General features: G+C 47.5%; 17 protein-coding genes and 1 pseudogene. 8 read left to right on the forward strand and 10 right to left on the reverse strand.

All coding sequences use genetic code 11. The annotated features are described in order from the left end of the window. Positions 1-286: 286 nt before the first annotated feature. Positions 287-526 carry a hypothetical protein gene (locus O3C43_18160; protein ID MDA1068414.1) on the forward strand — a complete coding sequence of 80 codons (240 nt, stop codon included), beginning with the start codon at positions 287-289 and terminating at the stop codon, positions 524-526. A gap of 43 nt (positions 527-569) precedes the next feature. Here O3C43_18160 and tatC read toward each other — a convergent pair whose 3' ends face one another. Beyond that, positions 570-1,424 carry a twin-arginine translocase subunit TatC gene (tatC, locus tag O3C43_18165; GenBank protein MDA1068415.1) on the reverse strand — a complete coding sequence of 285 codons (855 nt, stop codon included), beginning with the start codon at positions 1,422-1,424 and terminating at the stop codon, positions 570-572. Positions 1,425-1,610: 186 nt separating this feature from the next. Here tatC and ppdK point away from each other — a divergent pair, with 186 nt between their 5' ends. The 4 genes from ppdK (at position 1,611) to feoB (ending at position 8,358) form a co-directional block, all read left to right on the forward strand. Further along, positions 1,611-4,397, forward strand: a complete 2,787-nt coding sequence (gene ppdK / locus O3C43_18170) for a pyruvate, phosphate dikinase (GenBank protein ID MDA1068416.1) — start codon at positions 1,611-1,613, stop codon at positions 4,395-4,397. Positions 4,398-4,525: 128 nt separating this feature from the next. Further along, the gene (hflX, locus tag O3C43_18175) at positions 4,526-5,809 is read left to right on the forward strand and encodes a GTPase HflX (protein ID MDA1068417.1); all 1,284 of its coding nucleotides are present in this window, start codon (positions 4,526-4,528) and stop codon (positions 5,807-5,809) included. An 83-nt stretch (positions 5,810-5,892) separates the two neighbouring features. After that, positions 5,893-6,123 carry a FeoA domain-containing protein gene (locus tag O3C43_18180; protein MDA1068418.1) on the forward strand — a complete coding sequence of 77 codons (231 nt, stop codon included), beginning with the start codon at positions 5,893-5,895 and terminating at the stop codon, positions 6,121-6,123. A 6-nt stretch (positions 6,124-6,129) separates the two neighbouring features. Continuing rightward, complete coding sequence (feoB, locus tag O3C43_18185; protein MDA1068419.1) at positions 6,130-8,358, forward strand: ferrous iron transport protein B; 2,229 nt, start codon at positions 6,130-6,132, stop codon at positions 8,356-8,358. A 75-nt stretch (positions 8,359-8,433) separates the two neighbouring features. Here the strand turns inward: feoB and rrtA are convergent, their stop codons facing one another. The 3 genes from rrtA to O3C43_18200 are packed head-to-tail and all read right to left on the reverse strand — an operon-like array spanning position 8,434 to position 11,554. Further along, positions 8,434-9,105: a rhombosortase gene (gene rrtA, locus O3C43_18190; GenBank protein MDA1068420.1), complete on the reverse strand. Its 672-nt coding sequence runs from the start codon at positions 9,103-9,105 to the stop codon at positions 8,434-8,436. Next, the gene (locus O3C43_18195; GenBank protein MDA1068421.1) at positions 9,086-9,487 is read right to left on the reverse strand and encodes a hypothetical protein; all 402 of its coding nucleotides are present in this window, start codon (positions 9,485-9,487) and stop codon (positions 9,086-9,088) included. The genes rrtA and O3C43_18195 overlap by 20 nt, the downstream gene beginning before the upstream one ends. An 18-nt stretch (positions 9,488-9,505) precedes the next feature. Then, positions 9,506-11,554: a VIT and VWA domain-containing protein gene (locus O3C43_18200; protein ID MDA1068422.1), complete on the reverse strand. Its 2,049-nt coding sequence runs from the start codon at positions 11,552-11,554 to the stop codon at positions 9,506-9,508. A 166-nt stretch (positions 11,555-11,720) separates the two neighbouring features. Between O3C43_18200 and O3C43_18205 the strand changes: the two genes are divergently transcribed. Next, the gene (locus tag O3C43_18205) at positions 11,721-13,238 is read left to right on the forward strand and encodes a sigma 54-interacting transcriptional regulator (protein ID MDA1068423.1); all 1,518 of its coding nucleotides are present in this window, start codon (positions 11,721-11,723) and stop codon (positions 13,236-13,238) included. Positions 13,239-13,346: 108 nt separating this feature from the next. On the opposite strand, the gene O3C43_18210 is transcribed toward O3C43_18205, so the two are convergent. The 3 genes from O3C43_18210 to O3C43_18220 are packed head-to-tail and all read right to left on the reverse strand — an operon-like array spanning position 13,347 to position 18,103. Next, positions 13,347-15,140: an amidohydrolase family protein gene (locus O3C43_18210; GenBank protein MDA1068424.1), complete on the reverse strand. Its 1,794-nt coding sequence runs from the start codon at positions 15,138-15,140 to the stop codon at positions 13,347-13,349. A gap of 5 nt (positions 15,141-15,145) precedes the next feature. After that, complete coding sequence (locus O3C43_18215; GenBank protein MDA1068425.1) at positions 15,146-16,756, reverse strand: adenosine deaminase; 1,611 nt, start codon at positions 16,754-16,756, stop codon at positions 15,146-15,148. Positions 16,757-16,783: 27 nt separating this feature from the next. Continuing rightward, on the reverse strand, positions 16,784-18,103 hold the full coding sequence (locus tag O3C43_18220) for an NCS2 family permease (GenBank protein ID MDA1068426.1): 1,320 nt from the start codon (positions 18,101-18,103) through the stop codon (positions 16,784-16,786). Positions 18,104-18,280: 177 nt separating this feature from the next. Between O3C43_18220 and O3C43_18225 the strand changes: the two are divergent. Next, positions 18,281-19,242, forward strand: a pseudogene (locus O3C43_18225) (purine nucleoside permease). 88 nt (positions 19,243-19,330) lie between these two features. Here the strand turns inward: O3C43_18225 and O3C43_18230 are convergent. Beyond that, positions 19,331-19,795 (reverse strand): RidA family protein, encoded by a 465-nt coding sequence (locus O3C43_18230; GenBank protein ID MDA1068427.1) that lies wholly within the window; start codon positions 19,793-19,795, stop codon positions 19,331-19,333. 48 nt (positions 19,796-19,843) lie between these two features. Between O3C43_18230 and O3C43_18235 the strand changes: the two genes are divergently transcribed. Then, entirely contained in the window at positions 19,844-21,127 is a 1,284-nt protein-coding gene (locus O3C43_18235) for an amidase (GenBank protein MDA1068428.1), read from the forward strand. A gap of 318 nt (positions 21,128-21,445) precedes the next feature. On the opposite strand, the gene O3C43_18240 is transcribed toward O3C43_18235, so the two are convergent. Beyond that, positions 21,446-23,119: a hypothetical protein gene (locus O3C43_18240; GenBank protein MDA1068429.1), complete on the reverse strand. Its 1,674-nt coding sequence runs from the start codon at positions 23,117-23,119 to the stop codon at positions 21,446-21,448. A 190-nt stretch (positions 23,120-23,309) separates the two neighbouring features. Further along, the coding region (locus O3C43_18245; GenBank protein ID MDA1068430.1) for a thrombospondin type 3 repeat-containing protein at positions 23,310-25,354 on the reverse strand (2,045 nt) is incomplete at its 5' end.

The raw sequence follows: 25,354 nt of genomic DNA on the forward strand, positions 1-25,354 counted from the left end.
TCCTAAAAAGGCCGCTGCTCCTAAAAAGGCCGCTGCTCCTAAAAAGGCCGCTGCTCCTAAAAAGGCCGCTGCTCCTAAAAAGGCCGCTGCTCCTAAAAAGGCTGCTGCTCCTAAAAAGGCTGCTGCTAAGAAGAAAAAGTAATCTTCTTATCCTTGAAGAATTCAAAAGACCGGCTTTCGCCGGTCTTTTTTTTGACTAATAACTCTGATCAATGAAACTTATTGGTTAGTCCTTAATAACAAAATTGAGTGGACAAACCTTCATTTTTTATTCCCATTTCACGCCATGAGTTCGTCAGAAGATAAAAAACCCAGCTTTGGTAACCCGATCGTTAACCTTCTATTAACGGGTTTGGTCTTTTTATTTTTTACCTGGTTACTAAGGCCACACGTCCCAGCACAATCTGAACTATTGAAATGGGCCTTCTCTGCCTTTACTTCAATCTCCCTGATGATCGTCTTTTATTTTTCGCTGAATATGTTCCGCGTCACCTTAAACGATCACAACGACCGCCAAGGTAAATAGGCTTTCTTTTATTTCGACTTGAAGCCGAATATCCCCCACGTGATTAATCGTGGTTTATATCGTCGTCATCCCAAGCACCGTACTCCTTCTCAAGGTTGCGTTTCTTTCTGCGCTCAACGATACCACTGATGAAAATGGACCCCTCATAGAGAAGCATCAAGGGCAATGCCATAATCATCAATGTGAACGGATCCTGGGTGGGGGTGATAAACGCCGACAGCACAAAGATAACGATAATCGAGTAACGCCTAAAGTCTTTGAGTTGTTGTTGGGTCAATATTCCTACGTAAACCAAAATCACAAGAATCAATGGGAACTCAAAAAGTAAGCCTACTCCTAACACCATCCAAAGAAGCAGACTCATATACTTATCAACCGCCCACATCAAACTGACACCCATCAATTCGTTAAAATAGATCGAAACGTTGAGAGCCGAAGGGATCAAAATAAAATAACTAAAGGTACTACCCAGACACAAAAGGAACAAAGACAATAGGGCTCCAGGTAGAAGCGCTCTTTTTTCCTTATCGTTTAACCCGGGTGCAATAAAAGAGGCGGCAAAGTATAGAATGAACGGGGAGGAGATGGCAAAAGCACCCATAAAACCCATTTGCAGCAGAAAGGAAAAAATGCCGAACGGACTCGTCGTAACAAGAGCATCAGCAACGCCATGGTTTTCCATTGCCTTTTCGATAGGCATTTTGATGAAGGCATTTATCTTCTTAAAGAAGATGGCGATGATAATAAAAGATACCAGGAAGGTAGCTCCTGCTTTGAACAAAACTACACGCAACTCTTCAAGATGCTCAAGAAAGGTCATGTGGCCTTGCTCTATGGTCTCATCGAGTAGTGCGATATCTTCGTCTTCGTATGGGATGATTTTCTCGTCTTCTTCCATTTAAAATTGATCCAAAAAACAGTTTGATTCTGAAACGGCAACCTCCGAGTTGCTAGTTAGATACATTACTTTGGTGATACCTCCTTAACCGTTGACAGAAAAAAATCATTTTGTTCAATTGCGCCCTTTCTATCGGGACCGGTGTCTCCCGAGAAACGCTTTCAACCATAAAAACCATACAAAAACATGGCTAAAAAAGTCAGTAAAAAGCAAACAATCAAGCCAAAGCGCGCAGCTAAAACTGCAAGCAAAACCAAAGAAGTAAAATACGTTTACTCTTGGGGTGGCGGAAAAGCCGACGGCAACGGCACCATGAAAGCGCTCTTGGGCGGTAAGGGTGCGAACCTCGCTGAGATGGATCGTATCGGACTACCTGTACCGGCTGGATTCACAGTTACAACGGAAGTTTGTACTTCATATTACGACAATAACCGTAATTACCCAGCTGGTTTAGAAGACCAAATCAAAAAGGGAATTCATAAGATCGAGAAGGTCATGGGTACCAAGTTCGGAGATGCCAAAGGCTTTCCTCTTCTTGTTGCTGTGCGTTCAGGTGCTCGCGACTCCATGCCTGGAATGATGGATACCATCCTCAATCTGGGACTGAATGACGAAACCGTTATTGCACTTGAAAATGCAACCGGAAATCCTCGTTTCGCTTGGGATTGTTACCGCCGCTTTATTCAAATGTATGGTGATGTAGTTATGGGAGTTCAAAAACTTCCCAGTGAAGATCACGATCCTTTCGAACTCGTTATTGAGCACGCGAAAAAAGACCTTCTTGGAAACGTTGAAGCTGAAGATACACAATTCACAGCTGACGATCTCAAGGAAGTAATTGCCCGAATGAAAAAGCTCGTTAAGAGCCGAACCGGAAAAGATTTCCCAACCAACCCATGGGATCAACTGGATGGTGCCGTAAGTGCTGTGTTTGGCTCATGGATGAACGATCGCGCTATTGTTTACCGCCGTAAATACAACATCCCTGCTGAATGGGGCACCGCGGTAAACGTTCAAGCAATGGTATTTGGTAACACCGGTGAAGAGTCCGGCTCAGGTGTATCTTTCACTCGTGACCCGGCAACTGGTGAGAAAGTTTTCTACGGTGAGTTTCTCATGAACGCACAAGGAGAAGACGTTGTTGCAGGTGTTCGCACACCCTACCCTGTTATCCAACTTGAAAAACTGCAGCCGGCTTCTTTCAAAGAGTTGGTACGTATTTGTAAAGTCCTTGAAAAGCACTTTCGCGATATGCAGGACTTCGAGTTCACTATCCAAGAAGGCAAAGTATTCATGCTGCAAACACGTAACGGCAAACGCACAGGTGTTGCAGCTGTTCGTATCGCCTGCGAGATGGTGAAGGAAAGGCTCATCAATTGGAAAACAGCCGTAACACGAGTTCCAGCGGAACAGCTCGAACAAGTGCTCGCGCCCATCTTCGATACAAGCGCTGTAAAGAATGCCAATCAAATCGCCTCGGGTCTTCCCGCAGGTCCTGGAGCGGCATCAGGTCAGATCTACTTTAACGCCGAACGCGCCGTCGAAGCAGCTGAAAAGGGACAACGCGTTCTTCTGGTTCGCGTAGAAACTTCTCCGGAAGATCTTCGCGGAATGATTGCGGCAGAAGGTATCCTAACCGCTCGTGGAGGAGTATCTTCCCACGCAGCATTGGTGGCCCGTCAAATGGGTAAGATTTGTGTTTGTGGTGCTGCCGAACTGCAAATCGACTACGAAACTCGTACACTGAAGGTTGGTAAAAAGACCTATAAGGAAGGTGACTTTTTATCAATCGATGGAACAGCAGGTACCGTTTATGATGGTCAAGTGGCAACCGCTCCTTCGGAAGTGGTTCAGGGACTGATTAAAAACAACAAAGCCGCACAGAAGAGTAGCACCTATATAAATTACGTCCAACTCATGGGTTGGTGTAAGAAGGTAACCCGGATGAGCGTTCGCACTAATGCCGATACTCCCGAGCAAACAACGCAAGCAATTGCATTTGGCGCTGAAGGTATTGGTCTGACTCGTACCGAACATATGTTCTTCGAGGGTGATCGTATCGACGCAATGCGCGAAATGATCCTGGCTGAAAACCTCAAGGACCGTGAAAAAGCTCTTAAGAAACTGTTACCTTTCCAAAGAAAGGATTTCTACGGTATCTTCAAAGCACTCAAGGGTTTCCCGGCAACCATCCGTTTCCTGGATCCACCACTGCACGAATTCCTGCCTCACACGAAAGAGCAACAACTCGACCTCGCCAAAAAACTGGGCATACCCGTGGAAAAGATTATGAACCGGGTTCACGAACTACATGAGTTCAACCCCATGTTAGGTTTCCGTGGTTGCCGTCTAGGCATAATGTATCCCGAGATCACCCGTATGCAAGCACGCGCAGTCCTCGAAGCAGCTGCGGATGCAGAGAAACGCGGCATCAAGACAAAACCTGAAATCATGATCCCTCTTGTTGGGTTCAAGAGAGAGCTCGATCTACAGGTGGCTATTGTTCACGAAGTTGCGGCAGAAGTAATTGCACGCAAAAAGCTACGTAAGCTCGACTACCAAGTTGGGACCATGATCGAAGTGCCTCGCGGCGCTTTGACCGCTGATGAAATTGCAGAAACAGCACAGTTCTTCAGTTTTGGAACCAATGATCTGACACAGACTTGCCTCGGGATGTCTCGTGACGATTCTGGTTCATTCCTCGGTGCTTATCAAGAGTCTGACATCATGGCTAAAAACCCATTCGCTTCCATCGACCAAACCGGCGTTGGAAAGCTCATGGAAATCGCCATCGCGAAAGGACGCGCGACCAACCCCGATATCAAGCTTGGTATCTGTGGTGAACATGGAGGTGATCCTGAGTCGGTAAGATTCTGCCACAAAGCTGGTTTGGCGTATGTCTCCTGTTCGCCTTACCGCGTGCCTGTTGCTCGCCTGGCAGCCGCTCAGGCCGCACTCGAAGACGAAGCTTAATCAAACAAGTTAACATTTCAAAAAGCCCTTCCCTAATCGGGAAGGGCTTTTTTTATTGGTATTCTAAGTTCGCATGTGAATAGTTTCATTTCTGCGAATGGTGCTTCGTAAGCACATCCTCTTTTAACATGTTTGAAGTACGAGATAAACCAAAGATGGTCGAACGGGCAATCCTCATTGCCGTGCGCGTATCTGGTAAGAATGAGGAGGATGCCGACAGCCTGTTACTGGAGCTCTCAGACCTGGTCGAAACCTTGGAAATTGTTGTGATGGAAACGTTGGTGGTGAAAATTCGAAAACCACATCCACACTTTTTCATCGGTAAAGGAAAAGCCTACGAGATCATGGAGCACGCCAAAGAACAAGGCTACGACTGTATCGTCTTCGACGATTCCCTCACCCCGGCCCAACAAAGGAATTGGGAAAACGAATCGAAACTCTGTGTCATTGATCGCCAGGAAGTAATTCTGGATATTTTTGCTAATCGCGCCCAAACAAAGGAGGCCGTTCTACAAGTGGGGCTCGCGCGCATGGTTTATAGCTTACCTAGACTCACACGGGCGTGGACTCACCTTAGCCGTCAACGCGGGGGCGGAACCAATATGCGCGGTCAGGGTGAAACGCAGCTCGAGGCTGATCACCGCATTGTGCGTGATCGCATAGCCTCCCTCAAACGTCGCCTGGAAATTGTCCGGACCCATCGAGGTATCCAACGCAAACGACGTATGAAAAAGCCGGTACCAACCGCATCCATCGTTGGCTACACAAATGCAGGAAAGTCCTCATTGCTCAATCGGGTAACGGGATCGAATATCCTGGTTGAGGATAAACTCTTCGCAACACTGGATCCCACAACGCGCCAGGTCATTTTACCTTCGGGATTGAAAATGCTCTTAACTGATACGGTGGGCTTTGTCCGAAAGCTACCGCACAATTTGATTGAGGCATTTAAAGCAACGTTGGAGGAAGCCGTTGTTGCTGACTTCTTAATACACGTACTCGATGTCTCAAGCCCGGAAGTTGAATCACATAGTGAGACAACGCTCCAGGTTTTGAAAGAATTAGGAGCAGACGAAAAACGAATCCTGACCGTTTTCAATAAAATCGATGCCTGCGAAGATTCATTCGCGTTGAAACGTCTACAGGCACAATACCCGGATGCAGAGTTTGTTAGTGTGTTAAACAATGAGGGTATCGAGCATCTGGTTATGCGGTTGGACGATCTACTCGAAACAGATTCCATATTTGGAGAGTACCTTATCCCATTCGATCATTACAATTTGGTAGCTCAGCTGTACGAAGCTGGCTGTGTAAAAGAGGAAGAAACCCGAGATGAGGGAATATACCTCAATGGATTCATTTCCCCTTCGATGAGACCTAAGGTCAGAGCCTACGAGTTGGTTGCGAAATAATAGCGACGACCCGCTAATTTTCCGTTTTCTAGCGGACAAGGTTGACAAAACTTCATTCTTGAGAGTCATTCTCAAGTAGAAAATTGGCAAACTTACTATCATTGAAATTAGGCGAAAAAGCCCGGGTGACGGAAATCCGAGCTAAAAGCCACATCGACCAGAGAATCCTCTCTCTTGGCATAGGCGCAGGTGTGACTATTAAAATCAGTAAAATAGCACCTTTAGGGGATCCGATTGCGATAGAAGTCGATGGCGCATTTATTATTTTACGCAAATCCGAAGCTCAGGGGATTTTAATCGAGCCAATAAAATAACCCGTTATGGATGCCGCACTTTCAAAAGCGCCTGTGGGCACTCTGCGAATCGCTCTTGTGGGCAACCCAAACACCGGGAAAAGTACGATTTTCAACAACCTAACCGGGCTGAGACAAAAAACCGGAAATTACCCAGGAGTCACCGTGAGCCGCAAGGCCGGGACAATGAAATTGGGCGAGCAAGAGGCAGATTTAATTGATCTGCCAGGAACGTATAGTTTGTCCGCTCACTCACCGGATGAGCGTGTAGTTATCGATGCCCTAAACGGACGTTTTAAAGAAATCGGCCAACCCGATGTAATACTATTCGTAGCGGATGCGACTAATTTACGACGAAATCTTTTTCTTGCGTCACAAGTTGCTACACTCCGGATTCCAATGATCCTTATTCTCAATCAATGGGATTCGGTGGCTAGCTCGGGTCAGCAAATAGACCTCAACTTGTTAAAAGGTCGCCTCAAGATTCCGGTGATCCCGACTGTCGGAACCAAAGGCAAGGGAACCGAAGAAATTAAACAGGCCATCCTGGGAATTCTCCAAGAGCCACAATATCTACCCGAAATCCAATGGCCGGTTTCCATGGAAATGGCAATTGAGCACTTAAAAGCATCCCTTCCCTGCGTGGACCATAAGCTGTTAAGTGAAAGCGAAACGCATCGACTCCTCTTTGATACTCATTCCGCCGAAATCCAAAGACTCAAGGTCACCGCCGATGAAGCCAAACGCGAAGTATTTAAAGCTCGGGAGTTTTTAAAAAAGGATGGCATGAACCCCTTGGTCGCGGAAGCCATGCTGCACTACCGGCACATTGACGGCTTGATTGGTGGGACAGTTCTTAAAAACCCTGAATTGGCTCATGGAGCCACCGAGTCAATAGATCGATTACTGCTTCATAGAGGTTGGGGTTTAGCTGCGTTCGTCGGAATGATGTATGTGGTTTTCCAAGCTGTATACTCCTGGGCAGGTCCCGTCATGGATCTTATTGAGATGGGGAAAATCTGGGGCCAGGACATGATCGGTCCTGCACTGGAAAGTACGCCCATGCTTCAAAGCCTGATCCTCGATGGTGTCATCGAAGGCGTCGGGGCGTTCCTGATTTTTCTTCCTCAAATATTAATTCTCTTCGCTTTTATTTCTCTGCTTGAAGATAGTGGTTATATGGCCCGCGCTGCCTTTATCATGGATAAATTGTTCAGCTGGTGCGGGCTGAATGGGAAAAGCTTTGTGCCGCTGCTTTCCAGTTACGCATGCGCGATTCCAGGCATTATGGCCACACGCACTATCGAGGATCCCAAGTCGAGATTGGCGACGATATTTGTGGCTCCCTTCATGAGCTGCTCGGCCAGATTACCTGTTTATATACTTTGTATAGGAGCTTTTATCGAACCCGTTTATGGTCCCTGGTGGGCAGGATTTACTCTCTTTCTAATGCATTTTGTTGGTCTTGCCGTAGCCGTACCAACGGCCTGGTTCGTGACGCGATTTATTCTAAAAACAAAATCACAACCGTTTGTTATGGAGCTGCCGAAATACCGCGCTCCACGGATGAAAGATGTCGGCTACCGTATGTGGCAATCCGGATGGGAGTTTGTCCAAAAAGCAGGCACCATCATTTTCTTTATTACCATTATCATCTGGGCTTCGCTCTACTTTCCGCGCTCCGATGAGAATGACCCGAAATTACTTGAAGGTTTTGTCGCCGAAAAAGTGGCGGAAGAAGTCGGTACCCCTGAAGAAATTGCTACCATGCTGACAGATCCGAATGCCGATCTGACTCGCGAGTTTAAAATGTTACTGGGCAGCACCCAAATAAACCAAAGCTACATGGGAAGAATCGGTAAAGCTGTTCAACCCATCTTTGGGCCAGCTGGCTTCGACTGGCGCATTTCCATTAGTGTGTTAGCGAGTTACCCTGCTCGGGAAGTGATCATTTCTACCTTGGGAATTATTTATAGCCTTGGAGGCGACGTAAACGAAGAAGATGGAAGCCTTCGAGCGGCACTCAAAAACAGCGAATGGCAGGAAGGCGAGCGGACAGGCACTCCCATTTATACCGTCCCGGTGGTAATTGCACTGATGGTATTCTTTGCACTTTGCTCACAATGCGGCGCAACCACCTCAATCATTATCAAAGAGGCGGGAATAAAATGGGCCGTCGCATCCTTCTTATACATGACGGCATTGGCTTGGCTCGGGGCAGTCTTTTGCTATCAAATAGGCACACATTTATTTTGATCATGTTTTCTGTTGATTCCATTTTAATCAGTATCCTTTGCTTGAGCGCAGTTGCGTACTTGGGAAGACATTACATTAGAAAATGGAATTCTCCGAAATCTTGTGGTTCAGGAGCTTGTGGTTGCAGTCAAAAAGACTCCAAAGTCTTTTCCAAAGAAAAGTAGCAAACACGACTGCAAGACATGCGATGATTCCCAGGATATGGGAAAGCGCGCTCGGTTCTACACCGGAACCAAAATCGGAGACAAACAACGTACCTCCGTTCACGATTTCATAGGCGGGCTTTAGGACACATCCTAAAAGTGCTAGCCCCCACAAAAATGCCAGTGTACTTTTCGACCTTAACCGGCAATAAGAAATTGCCTGGAGACAAATACCGGCAAAAAGCGCCATATCTATGCCGCTCAATCCACGATAGAAAAGCATATCCGATTGGAAAATGAGCAGCCCAAAAGATATAATTAACGATCCAACACACAGAATGCTCACCATCAGTTTTCGATTTACCCATTCTAGTAACCCTCCACAAGAAATAAGAACCAGGAGATCCCAAATTAGGTGTTGAGCGTTCCAGTGGACAAAATGACCAGTGAACAATCTCCATACGTTTCCAACCAGAATTTCGTTTCGATCATACTGGAGAAAACTCTGTATCGAAGCAGCCAAGTTGAAAATAAAAAGGACAACTACCCCGAGTAACAATGTTACCCAGGGTAGTTGCTTAAGACTATCTTCTACCTTCGACACGATCCTTACTGGAGGAAGTTACATTCCCATGCACAAAATCAATGATGGGAATCGCGTTGAAGAGATTTATGCCAAAATAACCTCTTCGTTCACGTGTTGATCTGTCCTGCACCACTTCCGTTCCAGGGTTGGTTCGAACCGGCGAACAACCCGGAGTAGAATAAGTAACTGTCGGCTTCGGTGTTCGTACGGCCTCCTCGGCCAAAGTGACATTCCAGAATTGATTGATAGTCGAAGCGATCGAGCTGGAGTGCACCAAGGGTGGATTACTAACTGAACGATCCGTCCAGGAAAGTCGATCCATTCGACTCTGGGCACTAGCCGATGAAACGAAGCCAGCAAGTATGAAAACAATTGATGTATAACCTAGTATCTTTTTCATGATTTTATTTATTTGAGATTAAGATTTAAACGTACGTCTTGCTAAAATGACCAGGGTCCCGGCGAGCAGTGCTGCAAACCAGGGCGACAGGGCGCCTGCGCCACCGCCACCACTGATCGAAGAACCCTTCGAGTTTTGCCCAAACGCGGGCTGTTCTTTATCAACTCGATAATTCGTCACGGGTTGATGAATACGCTCCTGTTGGGTCTGGCGCTCCAACCCAGTTCGGGCCAAATTACGACGTTCGATGCCATGCCTTTGGAACTGATCTTCTTGGAGTACCAGCATCGAAGTGTAATCCGTTACCAACTGGTACTGCAATGCCAGGTCGGTTACCGCCGACTCAGACTCACTTGTTTCGAGCTGTCCGAGAGACTTCTTCAATTCAAGTTCCTGGATTCGATTAAGCGCCCATATCCTTTCAAGCTCTGGATTATCCCCATCTACATCAGGAAAATTAAACGAAGTTCTATAGGTTTTATCCTGTCCTGATATCCGGGCCTTAATTTCCAAATCAGCTTGTCCTCCTTCCGCATAGCGGCCAAAGAAAACAAGCTGTTGCCCGCGGAACACTTTCTTAATCTGCGTTGGCGACACATCGAAAGTATCTACCCCGTTAATCTTCAAGTCGAAGTCATGAATACTCTCATGCAGCACCTTACTTTTCGCTAAGAGAATTTGCCCGATTATGTCGTCGCTGTTGGATACCTGTTGGTAATACCCTCCGGTGGCGTGGCAAACCGTTTCCATGAGCGGCCAATTACTCTGATTTCCCAGTAAGAATCCGAAAAAACGCACATCGGCACGACTCATTAACAAATCGAATTCTCTCGGTTCAACAACGCCCGCATTGGTCACCCCGTCCGTAACCAGGATCATACTCGTTACACGGTCACTATCGATCGCGCTCAGACCGCGCTTCAATCCGGAGTAAAGGTTTGTTCCTCCTCCGGATTGGGCACGATCAAGCAACCCGACTGCGTGGTCTACCTGCTCAGGGGTGGCGGGAACCCACGTTTTGGTGAGCTCTTTGCTTTCGTTATTAAACAAAACAATTCTAAAACGATCCTGTGGAAGGAACGACTTGATGGTCTTCTTAACGCCGGAAACAAGTGTTCCGAGTTTCCCGCCCATACTTCCGGAGACATCGAGAACAAAAATATAGTCACTGCCCTGATCGAGCGGTTTTAGATCTATCCCGGGAGTTACCACCATCATAAAGGTACCCGGATTGTCTTTACCTGATTTATATGGCACAACTTCAACGCGTCCCGGCAGGTCATCTTGCAATCTATAATACAAAACGAAATCGTTGTTCAATGAACCCGTGGTTGAGGAATACTGCGTAATAATTCCACCTTCAGATTCTAATTGAGTGGTGCTGATCCCCGGCGTCCGAATATCTGCAATTGGCCAGGCAGACTTTAACTCAACATCAATACTGAACACTCCCTGAACGGTAGGATTACGTACCCAAAACTGCGGAGTCACTTCATCCGTTCCACCTTCTTCAAGGGGATAAAGATAACGCCCGATCCCATGGTCGAGAATCAGTGGCTCATAATAAATGAACTGTAGTTGCACTTCGGATTGGGCCGGAATGGGGGCCACCCAAAATTCAAAATCCCGATAGGAATCTTTTTGAGTAAGCCCGGCCTGGTTTCCGTTAGAAGTTTCTTCTTCGTAGATGGACTCAGCCCTTTTCTTTTCAACCACCTCACCTTTGAGCTCCTTCTCACCCATTCCGATGGTGACTTCAGAAAGACTTCCGTTTTTCGGAACAGGAAATGAGTAAAGACCTTCGACTGCCCGACCATTGGCATTAAAGAATATTTGATTCACCTCAGTTCGAGCAAATCCGTTTTGAATGGTCACGCTTACGTGATGATCCCGGATTTCCAAAGGAAGATCGGAGGATGATTTGAGAGACATCGTTCCCGCCGCTTCACTCTTTGAGTTTAAGAATACGAAGACGGAAACAATGGCGAGAAGTGCTAAGATCCGTGGAGCCTGAGCGCCCAAGGATCGAAACACGGGTGACTTTGAAACTTTGATTTGTTTTTTCATAAGGTTATTTGATTCGGGTCCCGCCTTTGCATGGCCAATGCCAATCATCCTTGATACACCTCTAAGTCACTGGCAGGTATGCGAATATAAATAACACTGAGATAATCTATCGACTAATTATCTAATTTTAATAGACATTATTTGTATTATAGAAGACATATAATGTATGTCTAAAATTGATATATACTCAAAAAATGACGCTCAGATCGCAGACAACCTGGTCCGCATTATCTACTGTAATCCATTCCTGGAAGAACGGCAGCGTCTGGATAGTGAAGTTCTGGGAAGCCTCTATAAACCTTCAATGAAAGGGAAAGGCTCCGGGCTGGAAAACCAGCAAAATATGGATCAACTGAGATCGCATTGTGAAGCTCTCCTCCTATCGGGAAGAAAGGTCATCGTCGGCTTGAGCAACCCTCAGGCGCATCCTCAATTTCGCCTTTACGAACATCTGGTGTATTTCCACCTCTATCATGCACAGGCTTCGTCCATGGATGAACACCTCGCGAACTGTATTCAACAACCAGACAACAATTTGGTTTGGAGTTCATTTAAGGAACTTAGCAATGACTATGATTTTTATCTGACACTGAATAAAATTAAAATCACTCCAGCCTATACCAAGTCAGAACTTACCAGTTTCCTTTTCCAGATACGCAGAGCGTTTTACCATACCCAGGCTTCACTGATCGGACAATCCGAAGCCATGAGAAAACTTCGAGCACGGGTCTGGAATTCCATATTCACTCATGACATGGAACGCTACCTCCGCTCTTTGTTCTACAGAATGGAAAACGTCTTTACGCTGATCGAAGGACCCTCTGGTTCGGGCAAGGAGCTGGTTGCCGGAGCGATTGGCTTGTCACGATTCATCCCCTTCAATGAACAGACATTAAAATTTAACACCAACTACCGAAAGGTCTTTTATCCAATCAATCTTTCAGCGCTTTCCGAGACACTGATTGAATCAGAACTTTTTGGTCATCAAAAAGGCGCCTTCACTGGAGCCCTTCAGAACCGGGCCGGTTATTTTGAAAGCTGCGGACCCTATGGAACGGTTTTCCTGGATGAGATAGGAGAGACCGCTCCAACCATTCAAGTCCAACTGCTACGAGTATTACAAACCCGACAATTTCAACGGCTCGGGGATATCCAACCCTTAAAATTCGAAGGCAAGGTCATGGCTGCCACCAATCGAAATCTGGCCTTGGAAATGAGCAGAGGAAAATTTCGGACCGATTTTTACTATCGCCTGTGCGCCGACCGTATTGAAACGCCGTCTTTGGTTTCTATGATTGAAAATAATAAGTCAGAGTTGGAAATAATGGTTGGATTTATAGCTGAAAAAATCGCTGGCCCTCTAGAGAAAGCCCACTTAACAGAGGAGGTAGTAAACTGGATTAGACAGTCCATGCCTAAACACTACCCGTGGCCGGGTAATTTTCGTGAACTGGAACAGTGCGTCCGTAACGTAATGGTACACGGAGAATATAAAGCACAGTTGGAACCTACTGTTTCTTCGGAAGCTGACGATTTAACAAGTGGATCAACTCCCACGCTCAACCAATGGATACAGGTTCTCGTGAATCGAGAATTTGCAAAGACACCCAACCTTGCCCAGGTCGCCGACCGGCTACAAGTAGATCGAAGGACCGTGAAGAAATATTTGAGCCATTCCTCTTAAGAAATTTTCGAGTTCGAAAAAACAAAGGTCCTCACCCTCATGAACCGTCCTCTGTCTATATTCCCTCAATTTTTCATGAGGACCTTCAAGCTGTATTAACCGGTGTTGCTAAAGCTCCTTGAACAACGGCTCAATTTCCATCTCAGGAACCTTGACCAGACCTTTATCGGTTAATCGAATTTCGGGAATAACCGAAAGTGGCAAGAGATTGAATCCCATGTAGGGCAATGTGCAACCGGCGGCCACCCAAGCGGCTTTCACTTTGGAGGCGGCTTCGGCAACTTCTCCGGCACGAAGATCAGAGATGAGTCCGGCAATAGGGAGCGCAACAAAAGCAACGACCTCTCCGCCCTGAACCACAGATACCCCACCCTGCGATTCGCGAATCGTTTCAATCGCCAAGGACATGGAAGTTTCATCAAATCCGGCCACAATGACATTGTGTGCATCGTGCCCAACGCTACTGGCAACAGCTCCCTCTTTGAGGCCAAAGTTTTGCAGAAATCCATAGGCGATGTTTCCCTTTACTCCGTATCGTTCGATAACAGCCATGTGACAACAATCGTTCTCTTCCAAAAATGAATCCCAACTCGTAGAAAGGTTTTCCAAGTTGGCTTTTCTGTGGAGCGTAACAATCCCAGGAAGCTCTGTTCTCAGAATACTAACTTCGGATGGCACAGCGGGAATTTCCGGAATGAGAATCGGCTTCAGGGGCATGTTGACCGTCTCGTACGCCTTTTTAGGATATTGGTAGCGTTGATTGGATAACTGCTCATCCAACTCCGAAGTCACTTTGCCGTCCTCTACAACTAATTCTCCACCGTACCAGGTGTTCTTCACTTCAAGATCATCATTCAACAGAACCATGTCGGCCCGACGGCCATGGCCCAAGGCTCCAAAATCTCCGTCCATCGCGTATCGAGTTGCAGGATGCAATGAACCCATTGACCAGGCAGTAGGCATATCGATTCCCGCTCGGATGGCTTCCGTTACAACCCAGTTCATGCCAAAGACAAACAGATCATCCGCATCGCGATCGTCCGTGCACACGCACACACGCTTGGTGCTGGCGCCCAATTCTGTCACGGCCTTAATCGCCTCTGGCAAACTATGCCAGGGAGTTGTCGGCGGCCCTCCCCTAAGGAATATCCAGATGCCGGCTTCCAGAAAATCATTTGCAATGTCACGGTCGATCGCTTCGTGGGTATCGGTAACTCCACTCGCCGCGTAGGCCCCCACAAATTCTCTTCCGTAGATATGACCAGAGACTGGCCTACCACGTTTCAAAGCAGCTTGAATGACACCGTGAGAACGTGGGTCCCCCATACATACGGGAACAAAATCCATTTTCTCACCCAAAGCCACTATCTCTGGCCAGGCGTCAAACATGGCCCCTGCCTTTTCAGGAGTCAGGTCTCCACCACAGGTTTCAAAGGCTGCATTCGTAGCTGGTATCGTACTTGGCAGAGTAAGATAAATATTCAGCGGTGCCACTCGTGCATCCTCCAACATCCATTCAATACCTTCGGTGTCGCATACATTCCCAATCTCATGACTATCACAAAAAATTGTAGTCGTACCATTGAGCAAGGCCGCTTCCGAGTAAGCACAAGCCGTCATCATACTACTCTCTATATGGATGTGAGGATCGACCAAGCCAGGGGCGATAATTCCGCCGCGCGCATCGAATGTTTTGACGGTGCCTTTAAAGGTCCCGGCTGGTTTAATGGCGGCGATTCTTCCATGGGAAACCCATACTTCTTTGTCAGACAACATCCGCTCGGTATAAGTCGAAAGGATACGACAGCCGGTAACGACGAGATCTGGTACCCGCGTTCCCGAAGCTACCGCAGCAAGGGTTTGGGTAAGGGAGGATAATGGAGCAACGCTGAATCGATTCATAGAAGTTAGCTTAGGTTGAGCTTAAGGTGTTTTTTGCCGTAATCGTAGGTGACTGCATCACTACCACGCGCGATGGACTTCCAACCTTGATTTTCCAAACGATCCTGGAAGGCCATAACATCGTTATGATAATCCTGAAGCAGGCGAGCCTTTGTCTGATCATCCAGGAAAGAATGCTTAAGACTGTTTTCTCCAAGCGTAATCATTTCTTTCCAGGTGAGATTGAACCGTGACACCGCTACAAAATATTCGTCCGTCATGTTGGAATGCCACATGCCGCGATCATCCGTATTCAAGCAGCAAGGAATTCCCTGCCGCATGTAAATGGGGAACGGGTGCTCATCCAGATCGGGCGTATAACCGAGGAGATGGTTACTTATCAGATTTATTTCGATAAGGAAATTTTCGCCCCGCATCATTTGCATCGTCGATGGATCGCGAAACAAATTAATGCCATGTCCTATTCGGGTAGCTCCCAAACGAAGCGTATCGAAAATATGGGTATCTTTTTTCTCAGCCTCACCCGCGTGAATGGAAATTCCAACTCCAGGAAACTTTCTGATCATTCGATCAAACACATCGGTAAATTTACTCGGGTAGCCTCGGTTGTCATCTTCACGACCAGCCAAGTTGATACCCAACCATAACTCCGGGTTATTGTAAGTGTATTCAAAATACTTTTCCACCCCTTCAATTGCATCAGGTGAAAATCTTAATACGATAGTTTGAAACCGTACCAACACACCTGTTGCTTTAGCATCCGGTTGATCGAATCGATCAAGAAATCTGCGTGTGGCCTCATCATCCGAAATGGTCTTCCCGTTTGAATCGGTCCATCCGCGAAACCGAGCTTGAATCTCCAAATACCTGACACCCTCAGCTCCGAAGCGCTTCATATTTTCGACCAGGAGCTCGGTCATTACGTCAATGGATTGAAGTATATCTCCAAGACGATTCCAAATATACTCAAAAAACTCGTCCCGACCTTCACCATCGTTATCGAGGAACATGGCATTCTTCCAGGCACGTTTCTCCTTATCGTTTAGATCAGATAGCTGTTTGAAATCTTTTTGCACGTCAGCGCTCAATCGGTCCAAAGTATGATTAGAGATAGTCACCCAACCGGAGAGGTTTCGCGAATCACGCATGTCGCCCACATCGATAAGATTTAGACTGGAAATTCGAACTCTGGTATAAAAGGTCTGCCCGCCGTTGCGTTTTGGGTCGGTGGCCACATCCCAGATCATTTCAGGTAACATACCTCCACCCAAATGATGATGGATATCTCCGCCTTTTGGCAGCGCATAAAGAAATCGATAGAGATCTTCCGGCGATGCTTCCTTTTTCAGATTGCGCCATGCCTGTTCGGTACTTGTGGAAAAGTTTAACTGTGAAACCTGTCGAGTGCTTTTAATTTCACGTGTTGCTGTTGAACCACTGACTCTTGAAGTGTCCTGAGCGGATCCACTACGAGAGCCGACCAACAGACCGGATCCAAGAGCGGCCAGAAAACCTTTACCTATAAAACTGCGCCGACTCGCAGATAAATCCCTGGCGTTCGAGTCATCGCGGTTAAGGATACGCGTATACCACTTTTTTAACGGAAATAATTTCATAGTCTTACAATTGTCTCAAAATTTTCACTACTTCATCCCATAGTAAACGAGGAACAAGCCCGCTACAAAATAGCTGAAAACGGGAACCTCTTTCATTCGATTTAAAAGAATCATTACAAAGACAAAAACCACCAACCCAATCCCGATCCCTTCCGTGATACTGAAGGTCAGAGGAATAAGCAGCATTGTCAGAAATGCCGGCGCAACTTCCACCAGGTCATCAAAGTTGAGCTCTTTCATTCCTTGGGCCATGAATACCCCAACCATAACCAATGCAGGAGCAGTTGCAACGGCTGGAACGATTGTCAAAATGGGTGTGAAGATCAGTGCCAGTAAAAAGCAGATACCGCATACTACCGCAGTCAGTCCTGTTTTGCCACCTGACTCAATACCAACAGCCGATTCGACGTAGGAAGTTGTTGTTGAAGTCCCCAAGAGGGCTCCGCCCATTGTGGCAATGGAGTCAGCAGTAAGCGCCTTGCCCATGTTGGGCATATTGCCATTTTCATCAACCAGTTTGGCCCTTCGTGAAAGACCAATCAGGGTTCCAATACTGTCGAAAAGATCTAATATCAGAAGGGTAAGCACGACTGGCAAAGCTGCCTGCCAATGAGTAAAAGGATACCATATCTTTAATTTCAAAAAGGTCTCGCCGATGCCGGATGGCAAAGAAATGATTCCGGAAGGAGGGGCGGTAATTGCACTCCCACCACTGGTAATAAAAAATCCAAGAGCGGTTATGCCAAGGATCGAAAGCAAGATCGCCCCAGGAAATTTTTTAATCGATAGTACTGTCATCAGAATAACACCCAAGATAACCAGAATCGAAGCCGGCGATTTCAAGCTACCCACAGCCACGAAGGTCGCATCGTGACTTACGACAATGCCAACGTTCTTCAGGCCGATGAATGCGATAAAGAATCCGATTCCGACTTGAACCCCCACCTTCAATCCGTTTGGCAGCGATTCGGCGATCTTCTTTCTTAACCCAGTGATTGAAAGAATAAGAAAAACCACCCCATTCCAAAAGACCATGGCCAATGCAGCCTCCCACGCAACGCCCATGCCAAGGCAAATCACGTAGGCAAAGTAACTGTTTGTTCCCATACCAGGCGCCAAGGCGATCGGATAATTCGTCATCCACGCCATAAGAAAACATCCTAAAGCGGCGGCTAATGCAGTGACAGTGATTACAGCCTCCCTCGGCATCCCTGCCTCGGACAGAATCGAAGGATTAACCACCAAAATATACGCCATTGCGGCGAAGGTGGTGATTCCTGCGAGTATCTCTGTGCGAACCGTGCTGCCTTGAGGACTGACGTTAAAGATTTGATCGAGCCATTTCACAAATAGAGTTAAGCAAACAAAATGCGAGAGTTGCAAGTTTGGCATCGAGTCTGCCACAATCTAATTATGGCTCAACTAAGATTCTTATTCGCACTCGCGATTATAACATCTATCGTCGGCTGTTCCGAAGGCCCAAAAACCCAGGGCCCCATTCCAATCAAGGTCGTCGTGGTTGCGATGTTCGAGATTGGAGATGTGGCCGGAGATCGACCTGGCGAATTTCAATACTGGGTAGAACGACTTCCGCTCAACGAAACCTTAGACTTTCCGCAGGGCCATTCACCCCTTCGCTACAACGCGGATAAAGGAATACTCGGGGTAACAACCGGTATCGGAACTCAATTTTCCACCGCCACCATCATGGGCCTTGGGATGGACCCGCGCTTCGACCTGTCCAAAGCTTACTGGTTGGTTGCAGGCATTGCAGGCGGAGATCCCGAGGACACATCTCCAGCTGACACGGTATGGACAGACTGGGCGATCGATGGCGATATTGGTCACGAAATCGATCCGCGTGAGGCACCTGCAGGTTGGCCAACCGGTTACATACCGTTTCGCAAAAAGGCCCCTACCAACTTCCTATGCCCGAAAGTGATCAACATTGGGGAGTTCGTTATAAACTAAATCCGGACCTGCTTAACTGGGCCTACCAACTGACCAAGGATACCGAGCTTACGACAAGCGAAGGCGCAGAGAATCTAAGACTCAAATTTAAAGACTTTGACGGAGCCCAACACCCACCACGGGTGCAATTAGGTTCCCACCTGGCTGCGGCTACCTATTGGCATGGCGCTCTCTTGAACGATTGGGCCAATGGTTGGGTGAATTATTGGACCGAGGGCACAGGCGATTTCTTCACCTCCGCAATGGAGGACACCGGCACTATGCAGGCACTCACGCGATTGGACAATGCAGGTAAAGCCGACATCGACCGGGCAATGGTTCTGAGAGGTGTCACAAACTACACCCGACCCATCGATACGGTAACCGCGACCGAAAGCCTCGAAGGCGAAACCGTCGGTCACTACTCAGCTTACATGCCGACCGTCGAAAACGTTTACCGCACCGGAATTCCAGTGGTGGAAGCTATTTTAGAAAATTGGGATAGGTATAAAGACACCATTCCGTCCGCGCACTAGGTTCGGGGATCCGAACCAGACGACTTGATAATTGACTATTGACCCTGTTTGCATTCCTTCTGTTGGCATTCCTCTGTTGGCATTCTCTTTAATCTCTAACCGCCAACGTAATTTGAACTTCCACGGTTGATCCAAGGGGCAAGCCTGAAGTCGAGATCGCTGCACGGGCATGCTTTCCGGCTTCTCCAAATATTTCGACTAACAAGTCGCTTGCGCCATTGATGACGGCAGGAGCCTTGGTGAACCCATCCACCGCGTTCACATATCCGGAGACCAGCAGGATTTTATCAACTCGATCAAGATCCCCCAGGGCGGCTTTCATACCAGCGATCGCATTCAAGGTACATACTCTTGCCGCCGCATAGCCAGTTTCTACCGTTTGCTCTTTCCCAACCTTCCCGGTGTGAGAAAGTTCTCCGTTCACCATGCAAATTGCCCCGGCGAGGTAGAGCGTGTTACCGTTCATACGATAAGGCAGATAATTTCCTGCAGCAGCAGGCGGCGGTGGTAGTTCTAATCCGAGCTCCTTTATTTTATTTTCAATTTCATTCATCGTTTAGTAGTAAGACAACTGAATCTATGATTGGCTATAAATATTCCAATGAGTCCCGACATTTACTGGTCCATTTCCGAATGGTCTCATCATTCAAAGTCTGACCCACAAAAGGCTGCCGACCATTTCTTTAACCACCTAAACCGGTTTCCGAAAGCTCAAGTACGGGCAGCCATCGCACGCATTCCATCCAGGGAGCATTTGATTCAGGCTTTCGAGAAGTCGATCGCAGGCCCGGGTCTGCCACTCGCGGGCGCTCCTTACCTATTAAAGGACCTGTATGATGTAGCAGGCTGGGAGACTAACGCATCCTCGCATTTTTTGAATGAAGTGCGGTCGACACCAAAAACATCCAGTGCACTAGCCCGCGCATTTGACCATGCGGGAGGTGTGTTTGCAGGGAAGACGCATCTTGTGGAATTTGCTTTTGGAATGGAGGGGAGTAACTGCCATTTTGGCGATGGCGTTCATCCGCTTTTCCCAAATCGTATTTCCGGAGGATCCAGCAGTGGTTCAGTTTGGGCGGTGGCGGGTGGCTTAGTACCCCTCGCGTCCGGTTCGGACACGGGAGGTTCCGTTCGAGTCCCGGCCGCCTACAATGGTCTTTATGGGCTTCGGGTTACTCCCACACATCCGTGGTCCAAGGATGGTTGTTGGCCTTTGAGTCCAAGTTTCGATACCGCGGGTTGGTTTACGCGAACTGCAGCCGACATGGCGATTACGATCGATGCATTGTTCGCACCCGGTTCGGACGAACAGGCCAAGTTTAAGGGATTGGATCTTCTACCCCATTACGCATTTATCGACGAAGGGCTTTCGGCACCACATCGACAAACGATAGACGCCATTCTAGCTTCAACTAATTCCGAGGCCACTAAAGCGTTCCTTTCTTTACCCGACTTGGTAAAGGCTTACCTCGTTATTTCGAGCAACGAGGCTTTCGGGGTTCACAAGGAATGGCACGAAAACCGGAAGGACCAATACGATCCACAAACCTGGGACAGAATCGCCAAAGGAAAACAATGGTCTATTGACGATTTGAACGAAGCCTTTGCCGTTAAAAACCAAATGAGCAAATGGTTGAATGAGTGGTTCCTGGAATACGATTACATAGTTCTCCCAGCGTCCCCGGTTCCAGCTCCATTGCTTGGCGAAGGAACAGTACTGCGCGAAGCCAATCTTGCACTCACAGCCCCCGCGAGTCTGGCTGGCCTACCGGTTCTCACCATCCCCTACTTTATGGAATCCGGATTGAGCGGCGGCCTTCAAATCATTGTGCCGGATCTCAGTCCACGATCGATCGCCGTGTGGAAACGACTGCTCTATAGCTGATAGGTTGAAATTATTTTATGAGTTGGAGTATTTCCTGAAGCTATTCCCGTCTTAAAAAACCAAAGAAATAGGGCAATCGCGTCCTCGCGATGCCGCCATTACACCAGAAATACACGACGCAGCAAGAACGTCCCAACTCCGCCACCAAACGTCCCAAAATGCACGGCACAAGGTGTACAGACCTACCTTCTATAACTGAAGTTCGAAGTTCTTCTGTAGGAGAGGACCTTGGTCCCGATTTCGATTATCCACGATGTGCGTTTGATCAGCTATTTCGACAAGCTCAATAAATTCAAACCTGAACAAACATGATCGCAACTACTTCATCGCAACGCCAGGTTCGCAATAACAGGAAGATGTAGGAATCGTGTCGGCGCGTGACCAAGCTGATTTTATTTTAGAATCGAGCGCGTTTGCTTCCGTATGTTTTCCCTGAGCACGAAGCGATTTTTGAAGACCAATCAAACCCCATCCATTATTTCGGTTTCGCTCCAAATCTTCGTGGTAAACCATTTCCGCTTCCGCTGCACGACCATCGGCCATGAGCAACGCGCCAAGTGTATGCCGGACGGGCAGCATCCATCCAGGAGGTTCATCGTAAATAAGTGAATCCTCTTCCTGAATACCGAAACGAAGTCGTGCGAATGCCGCTTCCTTTTTTCCTTCGCGCCAGAGTAATTCGCCTTCGATCATCGCCTGGGCAATCGGAAGAACTTTGTTCACCGGATTGTTGAAAATATACCATTCCTCAGGAACAGCTTTCATGGCAGCATTAAAGGCGTTCATTTCTTCGCGCGCTTCTTTCGTTTGGCCCTTTGCCGAGTAAGCAATGGATCGGGCATAGAATCGAACTGCATTACTCACCAATCGGTAATCTTTGTAAGCTGGCTCCTCAAGCACCTCGTCCCATTTCCCGAACCGGATAAGTGTATGGAAATTTGAAGGCATGACCCCATCTATAAGACCCGCAAATGCTTTAAGAGGCTCTTCGGGAATATCATTTTCCAGATCACGCGCTGCCCGCAAGGCCTCTTCGAAGCGACCCGACATCATCGCGGCATAGGATAAAAAATGAAGATTGTGCGCATAGTAGATGGAATACATCGCAGGTTCCGGTGCTTTATCGAAATAGACTCTGTCGGCTTCCACCGCTTCCGTATTTGCCTCCACCGCATCGGCATAACGACCCACCCGGATATAAATATGAGAAGGCATATGCACCAGGTGTCCTGCCCCGGGAACCAAAGTCCTTAGACGGTCGGCAGCCGGCACGGCACGATCAGGATCCTTCGAAGCCTCGACCGTATGAATGTAGAAATGGTTGGCTCCCGGATGATCGGGGTGAAGCTTCATGGTTTTTTCAAGAACTTGCACGATTTCCTCAACCCGTCCTTTTGGACGACCATCATTTTCCCAATAGTCCCAAGGCTGGAGGTTCATCAATGAGTCTGCATAAATGGTACCCACTTCGGAATCTTCGGAAAATTCCTTATAAGCCGCTTCCATCGCGTCCGCAAATCCTTGGTCGAGTCCAGAACGATCTTCTGGAGCTGGAAACTCGTACCGCGCACTTACCGCTTGGATAAGAGCCACCTCAACCGGACTCGCACTTCCCATTAACTCGATCGCTTTATCCGCCGCCTCCCGAGCCAGGCGGGATCGCTCTTCGCCCATTTCCGGGTCATTGATGTTGATGCCGTGGGAATAGGCGATTCCCCACCAAGGTATAGCTGCATTTGGATCGGCTTCAGCAGCGAGGTGAAAAGAACGGATAGCTTCATCGTGGTTGAATCCATACATGAGCTGTATGCCTTGATTGAAAAGAGCCTGAGCTTCACTTGAAGTGGTTGAAATAGGTCGTACGTAATCACCGAAGCCTTCATAAAGGCCGCCTACTTTAGTTTCCGGTTTGGAACAGCCAGCTAGAATAGTAAATAAAACAATCAGACTGAATTGGCAGCCGAAAATATTTTGATGAGATTTTTTATGCATTGGAACGCGAGGTTGTGATTTGGCTGCTACTTATGCTAAGCCACATCTGTTAATGTTATGAAGACTATAACTTATTGAGCGGCTTCTAACTAGTCGTATTTTTACGGTAATTGAGAATACACCGTACGGTAATAAGTCAGATTCATTCAGAAATCACAGGTCGTGGAACAGCATTGCGCCGCACTACCATTTACTGGGATATCGTTCGACCTTTCAGTCGCACAAAGGTACTCCCTTCAGACGATACCGGCTGATCAAAATCCACCGTCAATTTCGAGAAATCGCCCATGTCCTGCATGGTGGTTTCCGTCACACTTGCGGGCGACCAATCTTCCAGATTCGGGGATGTTTCAAAAAACCATTCGCGGTCGGTAATGTCGTCGGCAACGTTGAAAGTTGCTGAGATTGAAATGCCATCCGGATCATTCACATCCCCCAGTTCGAAACTCACGGGTGAGCCTTCCGGCTTAAGCGGATCGCCTCCGAATAGAGCTTCATCTCCGTTGGATAGTCCGTCGCCATCGGGGTTGGCTTCAGAGCCACTCACCAATTCGTCGGCCTGTTGGGCTTCGTCAAATCCCAGTTTTTTCCAATCTTCGTAGCTATCAATTTCAAGCAGTACGACTGTCCCGGTTATCGTCGTTTCGGTATAGCTTAGCTCCAACCCTACCTTCCTGGAAATTTCAGCACTATGGTGAGAGCCGTTTAGCACTCGTACACTTGAGAAAGTGCCCGTTAGCGAAGTCGCGGTGAGTATGGTAAACGCATGCCCAGCTTTCGGTTCGTCGTAGAGCTCTTGAATACTAACAATAAACTCTCCGTCGATAACAGCGCTTCCGACCACAATCAGCTTATCAGTGATGAGCTCATCGGATAAGTTCGTATCTTGGATTTCCATTCGAAACGAAGCCGAGGGTGCCATGACCAGATTTCCAATCATCGTCGTGGTCAAAGTCTCCTGACCGAGCTCACCCATTTGAAGGTGCCCGCTACTGTTCAAAAAGTTGCCCGCCCCGAGCTTCAGGTCATTGTGGGTCACGAGCGTGGCACCACTTCTGTTTTCGATGACGTTGGTTCCGGCACCGAGATCGATGCTGCCATATATTCCACCGTGGTTATCGATGGTCTCATTTCCATCTCCTGTCTTAATAGCTACAAAGCTCTGCGAAATAATCGATCCATAATTGTTCACTTTATTTTCAGTACCATCGATAAATCCTACCCCAACACTAACACTAGCACCATCAGCACCTGAGACGGAACCACTCAGAATATTAGCGGTTAAGATGGATGGACCGGATAAAAAAATTCCGTACGCAGCGATTCCATTCGCTCTCACATCGCCTTTTGTGGTCACACTCACTCCAGACATTTCAGATTTGGCGAAGATCGCATTAGCCCGATTCCCAATCGATTCAACATCTCCCGCCCAGTGTAATGTAACGGACTGGGCAGCCTCAATATGAATCGCATCGCTACTGTTAAAATCCCCCCTACTCGCAACAGAACTTCCACTGTCATTTGAAAAAATGTTCACAAATCCAGCGGAAGCGTATGCTAGCACACCTCCGCCGCTCTGGCTAACGCCTATAGTTCCCTCGTGATTGATTTCGACATTTCCATTCGTGCTATTCGCTATCATTCCGCTTCCCAGAAAGGTCGATAAAGAAGCGGTGTTGTTGATTTGAATATCGGATTCAGCTTTAAGACCAACTGCATCGGAAATTGAGGTCGTAACCGTGCGAATATCGCCAGAGCTGTTCAGTGTTGCCTTTCCACCTGAACTTATAGCTAGAATTCCAGGAGAAAATGCAGAGGTCCCACTACTTTTCGTAGAAATTTCTCCGTTACTTGTAATTCCAATATCATTCGCAGCTTTTACTTCGATCGCACTTCCTGTGGAAATAATTGTATCTCTTACGGAAACGTTCACCGATCCTGAATCAGCAACCGCCGAAATACCTTTCCCCGAAATACCTGTCCCACCGTGGCTATTACGAATTACGCCATCGTGCTGAATATCGATATTGCCACCGATACTATGCGCAACGATTCCGCCTCCAAAAAAGGTGGATAAAGAAGCGGTATTATTTACCAGAATATTCGAAGAAGCATCGGCCGATATCGCATTTGATATTGCAGTGGTATGGGTTCGTATTTCGCCTGAGCTAGACCCTGTTCGAAAAGCCTTCCGGAAGGAAGGTTTTCTTTTTTTTGGTTCGTAGTTCAGGCTTG

The sequence above is a fragment of the Verrucomicrobiota bacterium genome, from assembly GCA_027622555.1.
Classification (GTDB): domain Bacteria; phylum Verrucomicrobiota; class Verrucomicrobiia; order Opitutales; family UBA2995; genus UBA2995.